The 16,285-nt window shown below is 65.1% G+C and carries 11 protein-coding genes and 1 tRNA gene; 5 read left to right on the plus strand and 7 right to left on the minus strand.

What is annotated here, in order from left to right; all coding sequences use genetic code 11:
- Positions 1-116 precede the first annotated feature (116 nt).
- The 7 genes from ABZW16_RS31540 to ABZW16_RS31570 all read right to left on the minus strand — a co-directional run bounded on the left by ABZW16_RS31540 (position 117) and on the right by ABZW16_RS31570 (position 9,040).
- A complete protein-coding gene (locus tag ABZW16_RS31540; RefSeq protein WP_354959737.1) occupies positions 117-2,585 on the minus strand; it encodes a site-specific integrase in 2,469 nt (822 codons plus the stop codon).
- Complete coding sequence (locus ABZW16_RS31545) at positions 2,582-3,355, minus strand: tyrosine-type recombinase/integrase (RefSeq protein WP_354959738.1); 774 nt, start codon at positions 3,353-3,355, stop codon at positions 2,582-2,584. The genes ABZW16_RS31540 and ABZW16_RS31545 overlap by 4 nt, the downstream gene beginning before the upstream one ends.
- A gap of 75 nt (positions 3,356-3,430) precedes the next feature.
- Positions 3,431-6,157 carry a tetratricopeptide repeat protein gene (locus ABZW16_RS31550; RefSeq protein ID WP_354959739.1) on the minus strand — a complete coding sequence of 909 codons (2,727 nt, stop codon included), beginning with the start codon at positions 6,155-6,157 and terminating at the stop codon, positions 3,431-3,433.
- A gap of 1,089 nt (positions 6,158-7,246) precedes the next feature.
- Positions 7,247-7,318: transfer RNA gene (locus ABZW16_RS31555), tRNA-Val, on the minus strand.
- A gap of 32 nt (positions 7,319-7,350) precedes the next feature.
- Positions 7,351-7,830, minus strand: coding sequence for a peroxiredoxin (locus ABZW16_RS31560; protein ID WP_354959740.1), 480 nt, complete (start codon positions 7,828-7,830; stop codon positions 7,351-7,353).
- A 71-nt stretch (positions 7,831-7,901) separates the two neighbouring features.
- Complete coding sequence (locus tag ABZW16_RS31565) at positions 7,902-8,324, minus strand: DUF3052 domain-containing protein (RefSeq protein ID WP_354959741.1); 423 nt, start codon at positions 8,322-8,324, stop codon at positions 7,902-7,904.
- A gap of 158 nt (positions 8,325-8,482) precedes the next feature.
- A complete protein-coding gene (locus ABZW16_RS31570; RefSeq protein ID WP_354959742.1) occupies positions 8,483-9,040 on the minus strand; it encodes a hypothetical protein in 558 nt (185 codons plus the stop codon).
- Positions 9,041-9,337: 297 nt separating this feature from the next.
- On the opposite strand from ABZW16_RS31570, the gene aceE reads away from it, so the two are divergent.
- From aceE to ABZW16_RS31595, 5 genes are all read left to right on the plus strand, one after another.
- Positions 9,338-12,157: a pyruvate dehydrogenase (acetyl-transferring), homodimeric type gene (gene aceE / locus ABZW16_RS31575; protein ID WP_354959758.1), complete on the plus strand. Its 2,820-nt coding sequence runs from the start codon at positions 9,338-9,340 to the stop codon at positions 12,155-12,157.
- 11 nt (positions 12,158-12,168) lie between these two features.
- On the plus strand, positions 12,169-13,503 hold the full coding sequence (locus ABZW16_RS31580) for a helix-turn-helix domain-containing protein (protein WP_354959743.1): 1,335 nt from the start codon (positions 12,169-12,171) through the stop codon (positions 13,501-13,503).
- 128 nt (positions 13,504-13,631) lie between these two features.
- Positions 13,632-14,546, plus strand: a complete 915-nt coding sequence (locus tag ABZW16_RS31585) for an ACP S-malonyltransferase (protein WP_354959744.1) — start codon at positions 13,632-13,634, stop codon at positions 14,544-14,546.
- Between the two features lie 123 nt (positions 14,547-14,669).
- Positions 14,670-14,969, plus strand: coding sequence for a meromycolate extension acyl carrier protein AcpM (gene acpM / locus ABZW16_RS31590; protein ID WP_014982996.1), 300 nt, complete (start codon positions 14,670-14,672; stop codon positions 14,967-14,969).
- 10 nt (positions 14,970-14,979) lie between these two features.
- On the plus strand, positions 14,980-16,230 hold the full coding sequence (locus ABZW16_RS31595) for a KasA/KasB family beta-ketoacyl-ACP synthase (RefSeq protein ID WP_354959745.1): 1,251 nt from the start codon (positions 14,980-14,982) through the stop codon (positions 16,228-16,230).
- Positions 16,231-16,285 lie beyond the last annotated feature (55 nt).

Genomic DNA, 16,285 nt, shown 5'->3' on the forward strand with positions numbered 1-16,285 from the left:
TGATGTCGGATCCGTCGTTGTGCATGTCGGCGAGGGCTTTGCGGACCCGCTGGCTGCGGCGGTCGACGTCGCGACGCCGCGCCGCGGTGAGTGGTGTTTCGACGATCATCGACAACTCAGCTTTCGCCGGCTGCTGGTGGGGCGATGGTGGGGAACCCCAGGTTCACGGTTTGTCGTGCTGCGCGGATCACGTTGATGGCTTCCTGGATTCGGGTTTGGTCTTCGGTGGACAGGTCGGTGACGTCGGCTTCGATGCCGCGGATCAGGGCCCGCAGCTGGTCGATTTCCTCGTCACGGGGCGTGAGCTGGGACTTGGCCCAGTCCTGCAGGTCGGTGGCGGCTTGGATGCGGGCCCGGTCGGCGAGCAACTGCTGCAGGTAGGACTTCAGCTCCGGCAGGTAGGACGGGTCGCTGCGGAAGTGACCACAGCCCACGCAGGTGAACTTGTAGGGGCAGGCCTGCCCGCTGGCCTTGACGTTGGACGGCTCGGTGCAGATCCCGAACGGCACCGCGACCTGACCTACTCGCATGCGGGCGTGAGCATCGGCGAGCATGCCTTGGATGCGCTGGAAGACGCGGCGGCCCTGGCCGTCGAACTGGTGGGTGCTGACTCGGTCGACGGCGGCCCGGACGCGTTTCTCGGTGACCCGGTAGTAGCCAATCGTGGTCTGCATCGAATCGTGATCCATCAAGTCCCGCAACACATCTGGCGCGACGCCCTCGTCCGCGTGACGCTGGGCGAAGCTGTGCCGATAGGCGTAGGGGACGACCGCGTATCGGTCGAACCGTTCCTCATGTTCCTTGCCGTCGGGGCCACGGACTGTGATCACCAGCTGGTCGGCGATCGCGTCGATGAAGCCGCGGTGCATCTGGCTGAACACCGGTTCGGAGACGGGTTTGGTGCCGTTGGGGTTGCGCCTGTCGCGTGGGAACAGCACGAGCTCGCTCGGATCGGTGTGCGGAAACCGTTGCCGGACATCGGTTTGCTGGTCGGCGATGATTCGCGCAGTCGCCTCGGCGATGGGCAGCCGACGCCCAGGTCGGTGGCTCTTGGAGTTGGTGTAGATCAGGACGGGTTTGTTCGCCTCGTCGCGGGTCACGCAGTCCAGCGGCAATGCGCAGAGCTCGTCCGGCCGGCGGCCGGTGTCGATGAGCAGGTCAATCATCCGTCGCGCGTCGACACCGCTGCGGGTCTCGACGAGACCGAGGTTGTCACAGATGATGGCCAGCACCCAGGCGGGGACGTCGCGACCGGCTTGGTCGTCGACGGGCTCGGCGGGGATGTCGTTGCGTCCCAGGTGGAAGTCGTCATGCAGGCCTGCGGCGGGCCCGGCAGGCCGAGTCAAGCCGAGAACCCGGATGTCGTGCAGGAACCGCTTGAGATATCGGCAGCGAGCCAACCGGGTCTTCGCGGTGATCTCCCCCGTTCGTTCCAGGTAGGCAAGCCGATTCATCAGGGCGACGACGTCACGGCGGCTGAGCGCGACAGGATCCGTGCCGTGGTCGGGTCTTGCCTGGTGCAAGGACTCCGACAGCATCGCGACGGCGGCGACAACGTATTTGGCGGTTCCGCCGCCTTGGCGGCCGCGGTGCTGGGGGAGGTCGTCCTCGGCCCAGCGCTTGGCCGTTTCCAGCAGCCAGGGCTGGCTGATGTCGGTGAACACCAGATTGCCGCCGAAACCGAACACACGCAGGTCCCAGACATCGTTGTCGCGTTCGGTCTCTGGAGTGCTCATTCGCAGGCCGAGCAGGTCGCGCAGCGACCTGAGGAGCACGCCGGCATCATGGCGCAGCCCGGCGACTTCGGCGGCGGCGAGGTCGTAGATGCTGGTCGCTTCAGTGCGCCGAAGAGCCGCGACGATCGCGCGGACGCCAGTGATAAGGGTTCGGGTTCCGGCATCAGTTCGGGCTTGGAGCGCGACCAGCACTTCCAGCTGGACCACGTCGGCCAAGCCTTTGAAGATCACGAAGTGGTCGGCGTTGATCGGTTCGACCGTCCGCAGCCAGTGGGCGTAGTCGGGTTCGCAGGAATGCTGATTGCGGTGATTCCACCATCGCAGCCGATGGTTGGCACACAACTGCAAAGTGCGCGACTCGGACAGGCGCGAACAAGCCGCAGCCTCGCAGGTCAGTGCGGGTCTGCGGATCGGTTGCGCCTCCTGGACGAACTCCAACCCGAGGTCGGTTCGGCGCCACTGAGCACGGTGGGTCGGACACAGTCCGCAGGCGAATTTCGCCAGCCGCTCGCATCCCTCGACGGGGCAAACCCGTTGCCCGAACACCTTTTTGCCGCAGGGACGGGCAGCGAACTCGACCAGGGTCAAGCCGCTGGACTTGAACCGCTCGACACAGACCTTGCAGAGATCGGTGTTCGGCGTTCGCACCCCTGCCTGGCAATCGACGACAACGCATTTGCGCAGCCCGAGCAGCGGATGGTCGCGCGCCGGGGCGAACACCTGCTCGTCCGGATCCCAGCCCGTCGCGGAAACGAAGTCCTCATGCAGCAGGCTGCGTAGCAGATCGGTTCGCTCGGCGTCGGCTCGATCCGGCTCAGGAACGACGCGAAGCGGCGCAACTACCGTCATTTCCCCTCCCGCCCAACGGGGTTCGTCAAGGGACGAGGGGATGGCACGCGGTCGACGGCTGCGCGCAGCCGTTGCTGTGAGGGCTGCAAATACACCTGGCTGGAGGTGATGAACACATGACCGAGCAGTTCGCGGATCTCGTCGAGTGTGCCGCCAGCCGCCATCACATTGGTAGCGAATCCGTGGCGCAGCTGGTGCGGACGGATGCGCCGGGACAGTCCTGCTCGGACAGACAGGGCGGCCAGCAGCTCGTTCAACGCCTGCGGGCGCATCGGTGCGCCCAGCGGCTCACGGAACAGATTGACCAGCAAAAAGTCACAGCTCCGCGCCTGTGGGCAGGCATCGCGCTCGAGCATGTATTGGTCGTAAGCCTGCACGATCATCCAGTCCGCCGGCACCACGCGGGAGCGGCGGGACTTGGCGGCGGCGCGGTTGATGTTGTCGCGTTTGCGGACGTGCAGGTGCTCGCCGCGGTGGCGGCAGCCGAGCCTGCTGGCGTCGGGCAGGAAGTGCACGTCTTCGAGCCGGGCTCCGGTGAGCTCGCCGCGACGGTTGCCGATGCGCCACAACACCAACACGATGAACCGGTCGCGGGCGTTGCGGCAGGCGCGCAGCAGCGCGAGCGCCTCCTCGTCGGTGGCGGCGTCGACGACGCGTTCGGGTTCGGACAGCCGATGTCGCGGTTTGGTGCGCATGCGCAGCTGCGGTCCGCTGCGGATGTCGCGGGGCAGTTCATAGTCCTCGACAACGTCGAACAGGACGCTCAGCACCGAGTCGTCAACCTCGCGATCGACCTGGAAACCTTGTAGCCGCAGCGCCGATCTTTGCGGCCCGCAGCAGGTCAATCAGGAACCTTCCTGCATCTGAGATCGCCAGTAGTCGAGGTTGTTGTGAGTGGGGAGGGTATTGGGGTGGTCGGGCCCGAGGACTCGCAACCGGTCGGTCAGTACCCGTTCGTATTCGGTGATCGCTCCAGCGATGTCACCGCTCCGGCCGCGCCAGGAGGCGAGGTTGCTGCGGGTGGTGAGGGTGTCGGGGTGGTCGGGCCCGAGGACTCGCAACCGGTCGGTCACTACCCGTTCGTATTCGGTGATCGTGCCAGTAATGTCACCGCTCTCACCGCGCCAGGAGGCGAGATTGCTGCGGGTGATGAGGGTGTCGGGGTGGTCGGGCCCGAGGGCTCGCAGATGGTCGGTCAGTACCCGTTCGTATTCGGTGATTGCTCCGGTGATGTCGCCGCTCTCACCGCGCCAGGAGGCGAGGTTGCCGCGGGTAATCAGGGTGTCGGGGTGGTCGGGCCCGAGGACTCGCAAATGGTCGGTCACTACCCGTTCGTACTCGGTGATCGTGCCAGTAATGTCACCACTCTCACCGCGCCAGGAGGCGAGATTGCTGCGGGTGATGAGGGTGTTGGGGTGGTCGGGCCCGAGAACCCGCAACCGATCGGTCAGTACCCGCTCGAATTCGGTGATCGCCCCAGCGACGTCACCGCTCACACCGCGCCAGCGGGCGAGGTTGTTACGGGTGATGAGGGTGTCGGGGTGGTCGGGCCCGAGAACCCGCAGATAGTCGGTCAGCAACTGCTCGAATTCGGTGATCGCTCCGGCGATCTGACCGCTTTGGGCGCGCCAGTAGGCGATGTTGTTGCGGGTGGTGAGGGTGTCGGGATGGTCAGGCCCGAGTGTGTGGTTGATCAAGGGCAGCCAGGACGCCCAGGCGTCGCGGTTGTCGGCCGAGCGTGGGGTGTCCAAGTCGATGAGTAGCTTTAAGGCGACAGCGGGTTCGTCGCAGGCTAGGTAGTGACGCACCCCCGCCCCGCGGGCGTAGGCGACGCTGCGTTCACTGGTGATGGATTCGAGTGCTGTGGTGATCGCTCGGTGTGCCTCGATCGGCGGTGTGCCGAGTCGGTGGGCTTCAGTTCCGATCGGGCTGAGAAATTCCTCGTGTGCGAGCCCGAGCAGTTCCTCCGGGCTTCCGGGGTTGCCTCGGCTGATCAACATCCCCAGGGCGACCACACTGTCCCGCAGACCACCAGCGGTCAGCGCGTGACCGAGTGCGTTGAGCGCGACGTGCAAAAGCTCGACTGGCAACACCGGACCGGATCCCGCTGCAGCGAGCACGGCCAGTAGTGCGGGGATCGGTCGCGACGTTGCAGTGTCAGTGGTGTGGAGGGCGTGGTGGATGCGCTTTTCGACCAGCCTGGCCACGGTGATGTCGCCACGGATTTCGAGCGCTTCGTTGCTGTCGAGTTCGGTCAGTAACCGAGCCAGTAGCCACCCACCCACATCGGAGTGCCCCTGCAGCCGAGTGATCCACCGCTGCCAGTCGCTGGCGGTGTCGAGCAGTTCTCGACTGGCGGCCTGGTGAGCTGAGTCCACGACCTCAGCGATCTCCTCGACAGTCGGGGGCGGGATCTGCACGCGATACATCCCGGCGAACAACGGATCGTCCTCAAGAGCGGTGCCCTCGCGGATTCCCACGATCAGCTTCACATGCTCGAGTTCCGTGCTCTCAACCAGTTTCGTCAGCACGGCCAGGATCAGCTCACGGATACCGGATTCGGCTTGATCGAGACCGTCGATCACGATGTTGATCGGCTGCCACCGAGTTGCTATCCGCACCAACGGTTCCAGGACCATCGACTCGAAAACATCGACCTCGGAAACAGCGTCGCCACGCGTCGCAGCGATCGCGGCAGCATCGGCGAACCCGTCCACACGCCGACACAACTGCTCCGACAACTCGATAGCGAGTGATTCCAGAGAGGTAGCGGAAGAAACGAATGCGGCGGCGGCAACATAGTCTGGGCTAAACCAGGTTTTTCCGAGCAGTCCCGGACGGATCAGCAGCGACATGAGTGTCGATTTGCCGCAGCCTGCCGGTCCGATCACGATGCGCAGGCGGCTGCCGGTATTACCGACCAGCTCGAAGATTCGCTGTCGCAACCCGTCGGTGAGGACCACTCCCTCGGTGAGCTGATCCACTAGCCCCGCCGTTGAACGCCCCCGCACGGCATCGTCGCGGCGAGCGACGTTCGGCACCAACCACAAACCTGGATCGCCACCATGGGCCACACCCCAGTGCCCAGGCACCTGACGTGGGCAGCCCGATGTCAACGGATCCAACAGGTCCACCGGCAGCAAATTCTCCCCGCGGGCGGGTAGTCCGTGTTCGAACACCGACAGTGTCGTGCGCGTGAAGCAACCGTCATATGCGCTCTCGTGACCGGTCGCTACCAGCAGCTCGATCCGCTTGGCCGCCAACGCAGTTCGGTCGGTCAACCGCCGCGAAGCACCAGTGAGACCTTCCTGAGTTTCGCATGCGTCGATCATGACAACCAGCCCATCCACCGGATGACGGTCCATCTGCTCGCTGAGCACCTGGACCAGGTGCAATGCGGTATCAGACTCCGGCAGTGCCGGCGAATCACGTGCCAGCAGAAAGAAGTTCCCGTCGCCGGTCACCACACCATGACCGATGAAACTGATCAGCAACGCCGCCTGCCGCTCAGACGCCGCCGCGAACGCCGCCTTGACCGCCGAAACCAACTCCGTGATGGTCGGATTCAGCAACGCGTCACGCGAACTCCTGGCCGATTCCCACCCGCCCAACACGCTCAACCGATCAACAAGGTCACTCGCCAACCGGTCCACAAACCCCAACCGACGCAACGCCACACACTCCGACCCCACTACAAGCGCCAGCCTGCCTCCCACCCCGCGAAGATACCCCTCATAGGACGCCGCCGAATGATGAACCCGACATCAAACCAGCACTGCCCCAGATCCAACCTCTACACAAGCGCCCATCCAAGCAACCCGTTCAAAAGTGGACCCGACGCTGCGTTTCCGTCGCGCACGAGGATCCGGCAGGCCCCGCTGTTCGGTATCGGCACACTGATTGCCGATCGTGACGAGGGCGGTCGTCAGTCCGCGCGGTTGGCGGCGAGCGGCGGTGAGGTCGAAGGGACGCGATCGCAGGCCACCCGGCAAAGCGCTGACAGCCACACGATGAATCCAGATCCGGGGCTCCCGCAACGCAGCTGACAACAACTGACATGAGCTGTGCGGGGGCCAGATAACGCGCGGGCAGGCAACCGGCGCGGGTTCAACCCAGCCCTTGTGGGTCCGGCACAGCCGCTCGGGATCGGCGACGATTCGGCCTTCCACTTGGTAGACCGGCCGTGCCCCAGTACTCGAACGCATGTACGATAATCTCACATATCGGTCGTTTGCTTAGGTGTGCCGTCTCGTGAGATTGGTGTCAGCGGTCGGCCGTTGCGCTCGTCGGTGTCGCGAATTAGCCAGCGCAAGAATACGACCACGTGCGCGTTCACGGTCAAATCGACCTACGCAACAGTCACTTGGCTTCGGGCTGGTCTTCGTCTTGCTGGTCAGCATCCTCGCCCTCATCGCGCTGACGCGCATTCCGCATCGCCGCATCACGGCCGGTGACAGGTAGAGCGCATCTGGCGGTGCGATGTGCATGAGTTGCGTTGCCAGTCGATGCCGTGGATCTGCCACCACGGCCGCCCCGGTGCCGAACGGTGACAGATGCAAGGTGGTGCACATCAGCCTGCCTGCCCCACGTTTGCCCCACACAGTCCACCGCGCGAAGGGCTTTGCCCCACAAAATCATGGATCTACCTCGGTACTTGCAAGTGGGCGCAGAGGGGTTCGAACCCCCGACCGCTGGTGTGTAAAACCAGAGCTCTACCACTGAGCTATACGCCCGGGATCCGTCGGTGGGTTACCGACGGGCCGGTCTAGGACTCTAGCGCGGCGAGCGCTTTCTCCCAAGCCGCCTGGTCACGGGGCTCGCCGGGGCCGTTCATTTCGGCGAAGCGGATGACGCCGTCGCGGTCTACGACGAAGGTGCCGCGGTTGGGGTAGCCGGACCTTTCGTTGAAGACGCCGTAGGACTGGGCGACGGCGCCGTGCGGCCAGAAGTCGGACAGCAGCGGGAAGATGTAGCCCTGTTCGGCGGCCCAGATCTTGTGGGTGGGCGGCGGGCCGACCGAGATGGCGAGTATCTCTGCATCGTCGTTCTGGAACTTGGGCAGCTCATCGCGCACCTTGCACAGCTCGCCCTGGCAGATCCCGGTGAAGGCGAGCGGATAGAACACGAGCAGCACGTTCTTCTTGCCGCGGTAGTCCGAGAGCGTGACGTCCTGGTTGTTCTGGTCCCTGAGCGTGAAATCCGGCGCGACAGTGCCGATTTCCAGCGGGCCAACCTCGAGTGGCATCACTGATCCTCCATCGTGTCGGGCTGCACCGGGCGGTGGGAACACCGCCCGGCGAAACCATAGCGAAGCGGTCAGCGCTGTTTCGAGGGTGCCTTGGGCTGCACGAGGCGGCTGCCGGACCAGGCACCGAGGCTGATCGCCGACGTTTGCGTCAGACCCGCGGTGGGCGCCGCTTCGGCGATATCGCTCGGATCGACATGACCAGGATGCCCGGTCTTGGGGGTGAGTACCCAGATGAAGCCTTCGTCGGCCAGCGGGCTGATGACTTCCATCAGCTCATCCGCCAGATCGCCGTCGCCTTCACGCCACCACAGCAGTACGGCGTCGACGACCTCATCGGAGTCTTCGTCGACCATCTCCCCGCCGCTGGCCTCTTCGACGTCGGCTCGCAGGTCGTCGTCGGTGTCCTCGTCCCAGCCCAGCTCCTGGACAACCATGCCGTGTGTAATGCCAAGCTTCTGAGCGTAATTCTGCGCGTCCGCCGCGGCGACCACGGTGGTGTCCTCCTCAACTCCAGACAATAGTTAGTTGCAAGCGAACATGGTTATCGCCTCGAGCGCAAGCTGATCGGAGGAAATACCCACGGAATGTCGCATGACAACCTCGTGTCATCGACCGATTATCGCCACCCGCACTCGGTTCGTGGGATGAATCAGCGTTTCGGGCATGCGTCCTTGACCGCATTGCGTGCGTCGTTGACCCGTTTGCTGGCATCGTTGAGCGCGCCGACCGGCGCGGTGTAGGTCATTTTGCGGGTTTCGGCGGCCAGCTGCCGGGCGGCGGCTACGTATTCGATGAATTTCGCCTGCAGGTCGGCCGGTAGCGCGCCGTTGGCGTTGTTCACGCCGGTCTCGACCTTGGTTGCGGCGTCCTCGAGCGTCTTGGCGGCGGTATCGCGCTTGGCGTTGTAGTCCGGCGCGTTCGCATCGTGGGCATCTATGAACTCGTTGTACTTCGAGACGCCGACGCCTGTAGTTGTGGGGAATTGACCACAGTTGTCGCTGATCGCCTGTGCCTGCGCCGCGGCCTTGCGCGAGGAGGTGGCCGCCGCGGAGGACGAGGCCGCCTCGGTCTTGTAGGCGGCTAGTTCCGAGGCATTCGGATTGGCAACGCCGTCAACGTGTTTCGCACACCCGGCGACGGTAAGGCCGATCACCACTGCCGCTGCCGCGCACACCGCTCCGAACCCGCGTGGGTCCAGCACCTTCATCGTCCTCCCGGCTCCTCTTTATCGTCGGCGGTACTCGACTCACGTTCCCTGCGGAACCGTACTGTAGATGCCCCTGACATGATGACCTGGGCCACATCTTCCGCAAGGATGGAGGTGCGCCCGAACCTAACGTAGACGGGTGGTCCGCCAACCAAGCGTGCCCATCCGGGGAAACAGACGCCCATCAGCTTGTTCACCCCTGTACGAGGAGCAGATTTGACCGACCTGATCCACTCTTCCGCACCAGCGAAATCCGCTGGTGACAACTCCGCGCCCGGCGATCCGAACGGATCGCACGTGCCGCCGACCGGCGGGCGGGTGCGGGTGATCCGCGAAGGGGTGGCGTCCTACCTACCGGACATCGACCCGGAGGAAACCTCCGAATGGCTCGAATCGTTCGATGACATGCTCGACCGGGAAGGTCCGGGCCGCGCGCGCTACCTCATGCTCCGGCTGTTGGAACGCGCCGGTGAGCGTAGGGTCGCCATTCCATCCCTGACCTCCACCGACTACGTCAACACCATTCCCACCGAGAACGAGCCGTGGTTCCCCGGCGACGAGGAGGTGGAGCGACGCTTCCGGGCCTGGATTCGCTGGAATGCGGCGATCATGGTGCATCGGGCGCAGCGTCCCGGAATCGGTGTCGGCGGTCACATCTCGACCTACGCGTCCTCGGCGGCGCTCTACGAGGTCGGCTTCAACCACTTCTTCCGCGGCAAGGACCACTCCGGTGGCGGCGATTCGATCTTCATCCAGGGGCACGCCTCGCCGGGCATCTATGCCCGCGCGTTCCTCGAGGGCCGGTTGAGCACCGACCGGATGGACGGCTTCCGGCAGGAGTACAGCCACGGCGGTCCGGGGCACGGCCTGCCGTCGTACCCGCATCCGCGGCTGCTGAACGACTTCTGGGAGTTCCCGACGGTGTCCATGGGCCTGGGCCCGATGAATGCCATCTATCAGGCGCGGTTCAACCACTACCTGCACGACCGCGGCATCAAGGACACCTCCGATCAGCACGTCTGGGCCTTCCTCGGCGACGGCGAGATGGACGAGCCGGAGTCGCGCGGCCTGATCCAGGTGGCGGCGAACGAGGGTCTGGACAATCTCACCTTCGTCATCAACTGCAACCTGCAGCGTCTCGACGGGCCGGTGCGCGGCAACGGCAAGATCATCCAGGAACTGGAGTCGTTCTTCCGCGGCGCGGGTTGGAACGTCATCAAGGTCATCTGGGGTCGCGAGTGGGACGCGCTGCTCGGCGCCGACCGCGACGGCGCGCTGGTGAATCTGATGAACAGCACCCCCGACGGCGATTACCAGACCTACAAGGCCAATGACGGCGCCTACGTCCGTGACCATTTCTTCGGCCGTGACCCGCGGACCAAAGCGCTGGTGCAGGACCTCTCGGATCAGGACATCTGGAACCTCAAGCGCGGCGGTCACGACTACCGCAAGGTCTACGCCGCCTACGCGGCCGCGATGGCGCACAAGGGTCAGCCGACGGTGATCCTGGCCAAGACCATCAAGGGCTACACCCTCGGCAAGCATTTCGAGGGCCGCAATGCCACGCATCAGATGAAGAAGCTGACCCTGCAGGACCTCAAGGACTTCCGTGACCTGCAGCGGATTCCGATCTCCGACGCCGAACTGGAGAAGGATCCGTATCTGCCCCCGTACTACCACCCGGGTATGCAGGCGCGCGAGATCCAGTACATGCTCGATCGTCGCAAGGCGCTCGGCGGGTTCCTGCCCGAACGGCGCGCGGCGGCCAAGCCGCTGCAACTGCCGGGCGACGAGGCGTACCGGTCGGTGCGCAAGGGTTCCGGCAAGCAGAACGTGGCCACCACCATGGCCCTGGTTCGGCTCATGAAGGAGCTGTTGCGGGACAAGGAGATCGGCAAGCGGATCGTGCCGATCATTCCGGACGAGGCCCGCACCTTCGGTATGGACTCGTGGTTCCCTTCGTTGAAGATCTACAACCGCAACGGGCAGTTGTACACCTCCGTCGACGCGGAATTGATGCTTGCCTACAAAGAGAGTGCTGTCGGGCAGATTCTGCACGAGGGCATCAACGAGGCCGGTTCGACCGCGTCGTTCACCGCAGCGGGCACCTCCTACGCCACCCACGGCGAGCCGATGATCCCGCTGTACATCTTCTACTCGATGTTCGGCTTCCAGCGCACCGGCGATGGATTGTGGGCTGCCGCGGATCAATTGGCGCGCGGTTTCGTACTCGGCGCAACCGCCGGGCGAACCACGCTGACCGGTGAGGGTCTGCAGCACAACGACGGCCACTCGCTGCTGCTCGCCTCCACCAATCCGGCCGTGGTCACCTACGATCCCGCGTTCTCCTTCGAGATCGCGCACATCGTGCGGGACGGCCTGCGCCGGATGTACGGCGGCGGCACCCCGCAGCCCGGTCCCGGCGCACTGCCCGGTACGCATCCGCACGGGTCCGCGGGCGAGTTCGGCGGCGAGGACATCTTCTACTACATCACCCTCTACAACGAGCCGTATGTACAGCCTGCCGAGCCCGACGATCTCGATATCGCCGGACTGCTCAAGGGCATCTACCTGTACAAGCGCGGCGGCGAGGGCAGTGTGCGCGCGCAGATCCTGGTCTCGGGCGTCACGGTGCCCGACGGCGTGCGGGCTCAGGCGCTGCTCGCCGAGGAGTGGGGCGTGCAGGCCGATGTCTGGTCGGTGACCTCGTGGGGTGAGCTCCGCAAGGAGGCCCTCGACAAGGAGATCGCCCAGCTGCGCAGTCCGGGCACCGACGCCGGGGTCCCGTACGTCACCCAGGCACTGGCTCGGGTCGATGGTCCGTACGTGGCCGCGACGGACTGGATGCGTGCGGTGCCGGACCAGGTCCGCAAGTGGGTTCCCGGCGACTTCACCACGCTCGGCACGGACGGTTTCGGTTTCTCCGACACCCGTCCCGCCGCGCGCCGGGTCTACAACGTGGATGCGCAATCGATCGTGGTCGCCGTGCTGGCCGCACTGGCACGGACCGGCAAGATCGATCCCGCGAAGGCCACCGAGGCCGCGGTCAAGTACCGCATCGATGATGTCGACGCCGCGCCGAAGTCGGCTCCCGGCACCGAAGATGAACTCGCATAGCGGACGATTGGATGGTGGAACGTAAACCGCCGCGGCCGCGTCGGATCTCCGAAGGCTCCTCCGAGCATGAGGTGTATCTGCCGACGGGCGCACTCTCACCGAACCGGCAAACCCGTGACCCGCTTCCGGACACGCTGCTCAAACGCGTGAAGCAGTTCTCCGGGCGCCTCTCCACCGAGGCGGTCGGGTCCATGCAGGATCGGTTGCCGTTCTTCGCCGATCTGGACGCCGCGCAGCGCGCTGGCGTGCAGATGCTGGTGCAGACCGCGGTGGTGAACTTCCTGGAATGGCTGCAGGACCCGGAAAGCGATATCCGGTTCAGCCTGGATGCCTTCCAAGTGATCCCGCAGGATCTGGCGCGGCGGCTGACGCTGCGCCAGACCGTGGATATGGTCCGCGTGGCCATGGAGTTCTTCGAACAATGGCTGCCCGCGCTCGCGCGCAATGACCGGCAGCTGGTCGCGCTCACCGAGGCGGTGCTGCGATACGGGCGTGAGCTCGGCTTCGCGGCCGCCTCGGTGTACGCGAGCGCCGCGGAATCGCGTGGCGCGTGGGATACCCGACTGGAGGCGCTCGTCGTCGATGCCGTGGTGCGCGGCGATTCCGGTCCGGACATGCTCTCGCGGGCCGCGACATTGAACTGGGACGCCACCGCACCGGCGACGGTGCTGGTCGGCACCCCGCCGGGGGATCAGGGCGTATCGATGGTCGGTTCGGTGCACACCATCGCCGCGCGGCACGGCCGCGCGGCGCTGGCCGTCGTCCAGGGCTCGCGACTGGTCATGGTGGTCAGCGGAAATCTCGGCGATACCTCTTATGCCTCACCGTTTCTCGCGGATCTGCTGGCCGAGGTGTTCTCCGACGGTCCGGTGGTGATCGGCCCGACCATGCGGACTCTCGGCGCGGCCCATGCCAGCGCGGTGGAGGCGCTGGCCGGAATGGAGGCGGTGGTCGGCTGGCGCGGGGCCCCGCGACCGGTGCACGCGGCGGAATTGCTGCCCGAGCGCGCACTGCTGGGCGATCGAGCTGCGATCGACGCGTTGAACGAGTATCTTGTCCTTCCGTTGGCGGCCGCGGGTTCCTCGCTGGCGGACACACTCGAGGCCTATCTGGACGGCGGCGGCGCTGTCGAGACGTGTGCCCGGCAGCTGTACGTTCATCCAAATACGGTCCGCTATCGCCTCAAACGGATAGCCGAGATCACGGGCCGCGATCCGATGAATCCGAGGGATGCGTATGTACTCCGGATTGCTGCAACAGTGGGTCGTTTGACACGAACCCGTAACGAACCGTCAACACCTGTCCCAGAAGTCACTCAATACTCGACGGGTAACGAAGGGCTGTAACGGATTCGGCGAACCGGTCGATCGGGACACGCCACATGGGATTTTGTGGGACCCCCACAAAAGCGAGCAAAAAGGTTCATTCGCGTCGACATCTCGTACGGCGCACCTCACAGTGTTCTCTTAGAGGTGTGATCGCGTTGTTCGCCCCTGGACAGGGGTCCCAGACACCCGGCATGCTCGCGCCTTGGCTCGACCTTCCAGGCGCGACCGATCGCCTCGCCATCTGGTCCAAGGCCTCCGGCCTGGATCTGCTCCGTCTCGGCACCACCGCGACGGCAGAGGAGATCACCGACACCGCCGTGACCCAACCACTCGTCGTGGCCGCGGCCCTGCTGGCATATGCCGAAATCGAGCCGGAGTCGCTTCCGGCGGCTACCATCGTTGCCGGACATTCGGTCGGTGAGCTCGCCGCCGCCGCGGTCGCCGGAGTCATCTCTGCCGACGAAGCGGTGACCTTGGCCGCCATCCGCGGTGCGGAAATGGCCAAGGCGTGCGCGCTGGAACCGACCGGCATGTCCGCGGTGCTCGGTGGCGATGAGGCCGCCGTGCTCGCGCGGCTCGAAGAACTCGACCTGGTCCCGGCCAACCGCAACGCAGCGGGGCAGATCGTGGCCGCCGGACGTTTGACCGCCCTGGCAGAACTCGCCGCTAACCCGCCCGAGAAGGCGCGGGTGCGTGCGCTGCCCGTCGCCGGGGCGTTCCACACCGCGTTCATGGCCCCGGCCCAGGACGCTGTGACGGATGCCATAGCCAAGATCACGCCGAACGAGCCGACCCGGACCCTGCTTTCGAACTTCGACGGCAAGCCGGTCGCCTCGGGTGCCGATGCGGTCGCTAAGCTCGCGGCGCAGGTCACCCGGCCCGTCCGGTGGGATCTGTGCACCGAAACCGTGCGACAGGCGGCGGTTTCGGCCGTGGCGGAGCTGCCGCCGGCGGGCACGCTCGTCGGTATCGCAAAACGGGAGATGAAGGGCACGCCAACCCTGGCCCTGAAGACCCCCGAAGACCTCCCCGCGTTGGCCGGGCTCAGCACTTCCGGCTAGCTTTCCTCCGGCGATTGTGTAACCAAATGCACGATCGTGACCGAGCAAGCGGTAACCATCGGCTCGCTCGATTCGAAAAACAACAGTGAAGCCCTACAAAGTAGATAAGAAGGGAGCCACGAAGTGGCCGCTCTGACCCAGGAACAAATCGTCGAGGAACTCGGCAAGATCATCGAAGAGGTGACCGGTATCGAGCCCTCCGAGGTGACGATCGAGAAGTCCTTCGTCGATGACCTGGACATCGACTCGCTGTCCATGGTCGAGATCGCGGTTCAGACCGAGGACAAGTACGGCGTAAAGATCCCGGACGAGGATCTGGCCAGCCTGAAGACGGTCGGCGACGCTGTCGCCTACATCCAGAAGCTCGAGGCCGAGAACGCTGACGCGGCCGCGGAGCTCAAGGCCAAGTTCGACGCCGAGTAGGGCCGACACTGTGACCACTCCTTCCACCTTGAACGGGAACTTCCCCAACGTCGTCGTTACAAGCCTGGCGGCGACCACGTCGATCGCTGGTGATGTCGATGCGACGTGGAAGGGCCTCCTCAACGGCGAGAGCGGCATCGACGTTCTCGAGGATTCCTTCGTCGAGGAGTACGACCTTCCGGTCCGCATCGGCGGTCACCTGAAGGTTCGACCCGACACCCTGCTGAGCCGTGTCGAATGTCGGCGCATGGCCTACGTCGAGCAGCTCGCGACCGTTCTCGGTCGTGAGGTCTGGCAGAACGCGGGCAGCCCCGAGGTCGACCCGGAGCGTCTGGGTGTGGCGATCGGTACCGGACTCGGTGGCGGTGACGCGCTCATCGACTCGGTCGACAAGCTGAAGAACGGTGGCTATCGCAAGATTTCGCCGCTGGCAGTTCAGATGGTCATGCCGAATGGTCCGTCGGCCGTCGTCGGCCTCGAATTGAAGGCCAGGGCAGGAGTGGTCACTCCGGTCTCGGCATGCTCATCGGGCTCCGAGGCTATCGCCAATGCATGGCGAATGATCGTCATGGGTGACGCCGATATGGTCGTCACCGGTGGCGTGGAGGGTTTCATCGATGCGGTGCCGATCGCGGCATTCACCATGATGCGCGCGATGAGCACCCGCAATGATGATCCGAAGGGGGCCTCGCGTCCGTTCGACAAGGATCGCGACGGTTTCGTCTTCGGTGAGGCCGGTGCGCTGATGGTCATCGAGACCGAGGAGCACGCCAAGGCGCGTGGTGCGACGATCCACGCGCGGCTGCTCGGCGCCGGAATCACCTCCGACGGCTTCCACTTGGTCGCACCGGACCCCACGGGCGACGGTGCCGCACGGGCGATGACCAGGGCGATGCAGACCGCGGGTCTGACGCCGAAGGACATCACCCACATCAATGCCCACGCGACCGCGACTCCGATCGGCGACACCGCCGAGGCGAACGCGATCAACAAGGCCGTGGGCAACCACGCCTCGGTGTACGCGCCGAAGTCGGCACTCGGGCACTCGATCGGCGCCGTCGGTGCGCTCGAATCGGTGCTCACCGTGCTCAGCATCCGGGACGGCCTCGTGCCGCCGACGCTGAACCTGGAAAACCAGGATCCGGAGATCGATCTGGATGTGGTGCACGGCGAGGCTCGCCGCCAGGAGATCGAGTACGCGATCAACAACTCGTTCGGTTTCGGTGGGCACAACGTCGCGCTCGCCTTCGGTCGGGCATAGCCGCTCGGTAACCGATTCAGTCTGTGCGGAGCCCCGACACGGTTGCGCAAGCTGC

It is taken from the genome of Nocardia sp. NPDC004604 (assembly GCF_040609795.1).
GTDB lineage: Bacteria > Actinomycetota > Actinomycetes > Mycobacteriales > Mycobacteriaceae > Nocardia.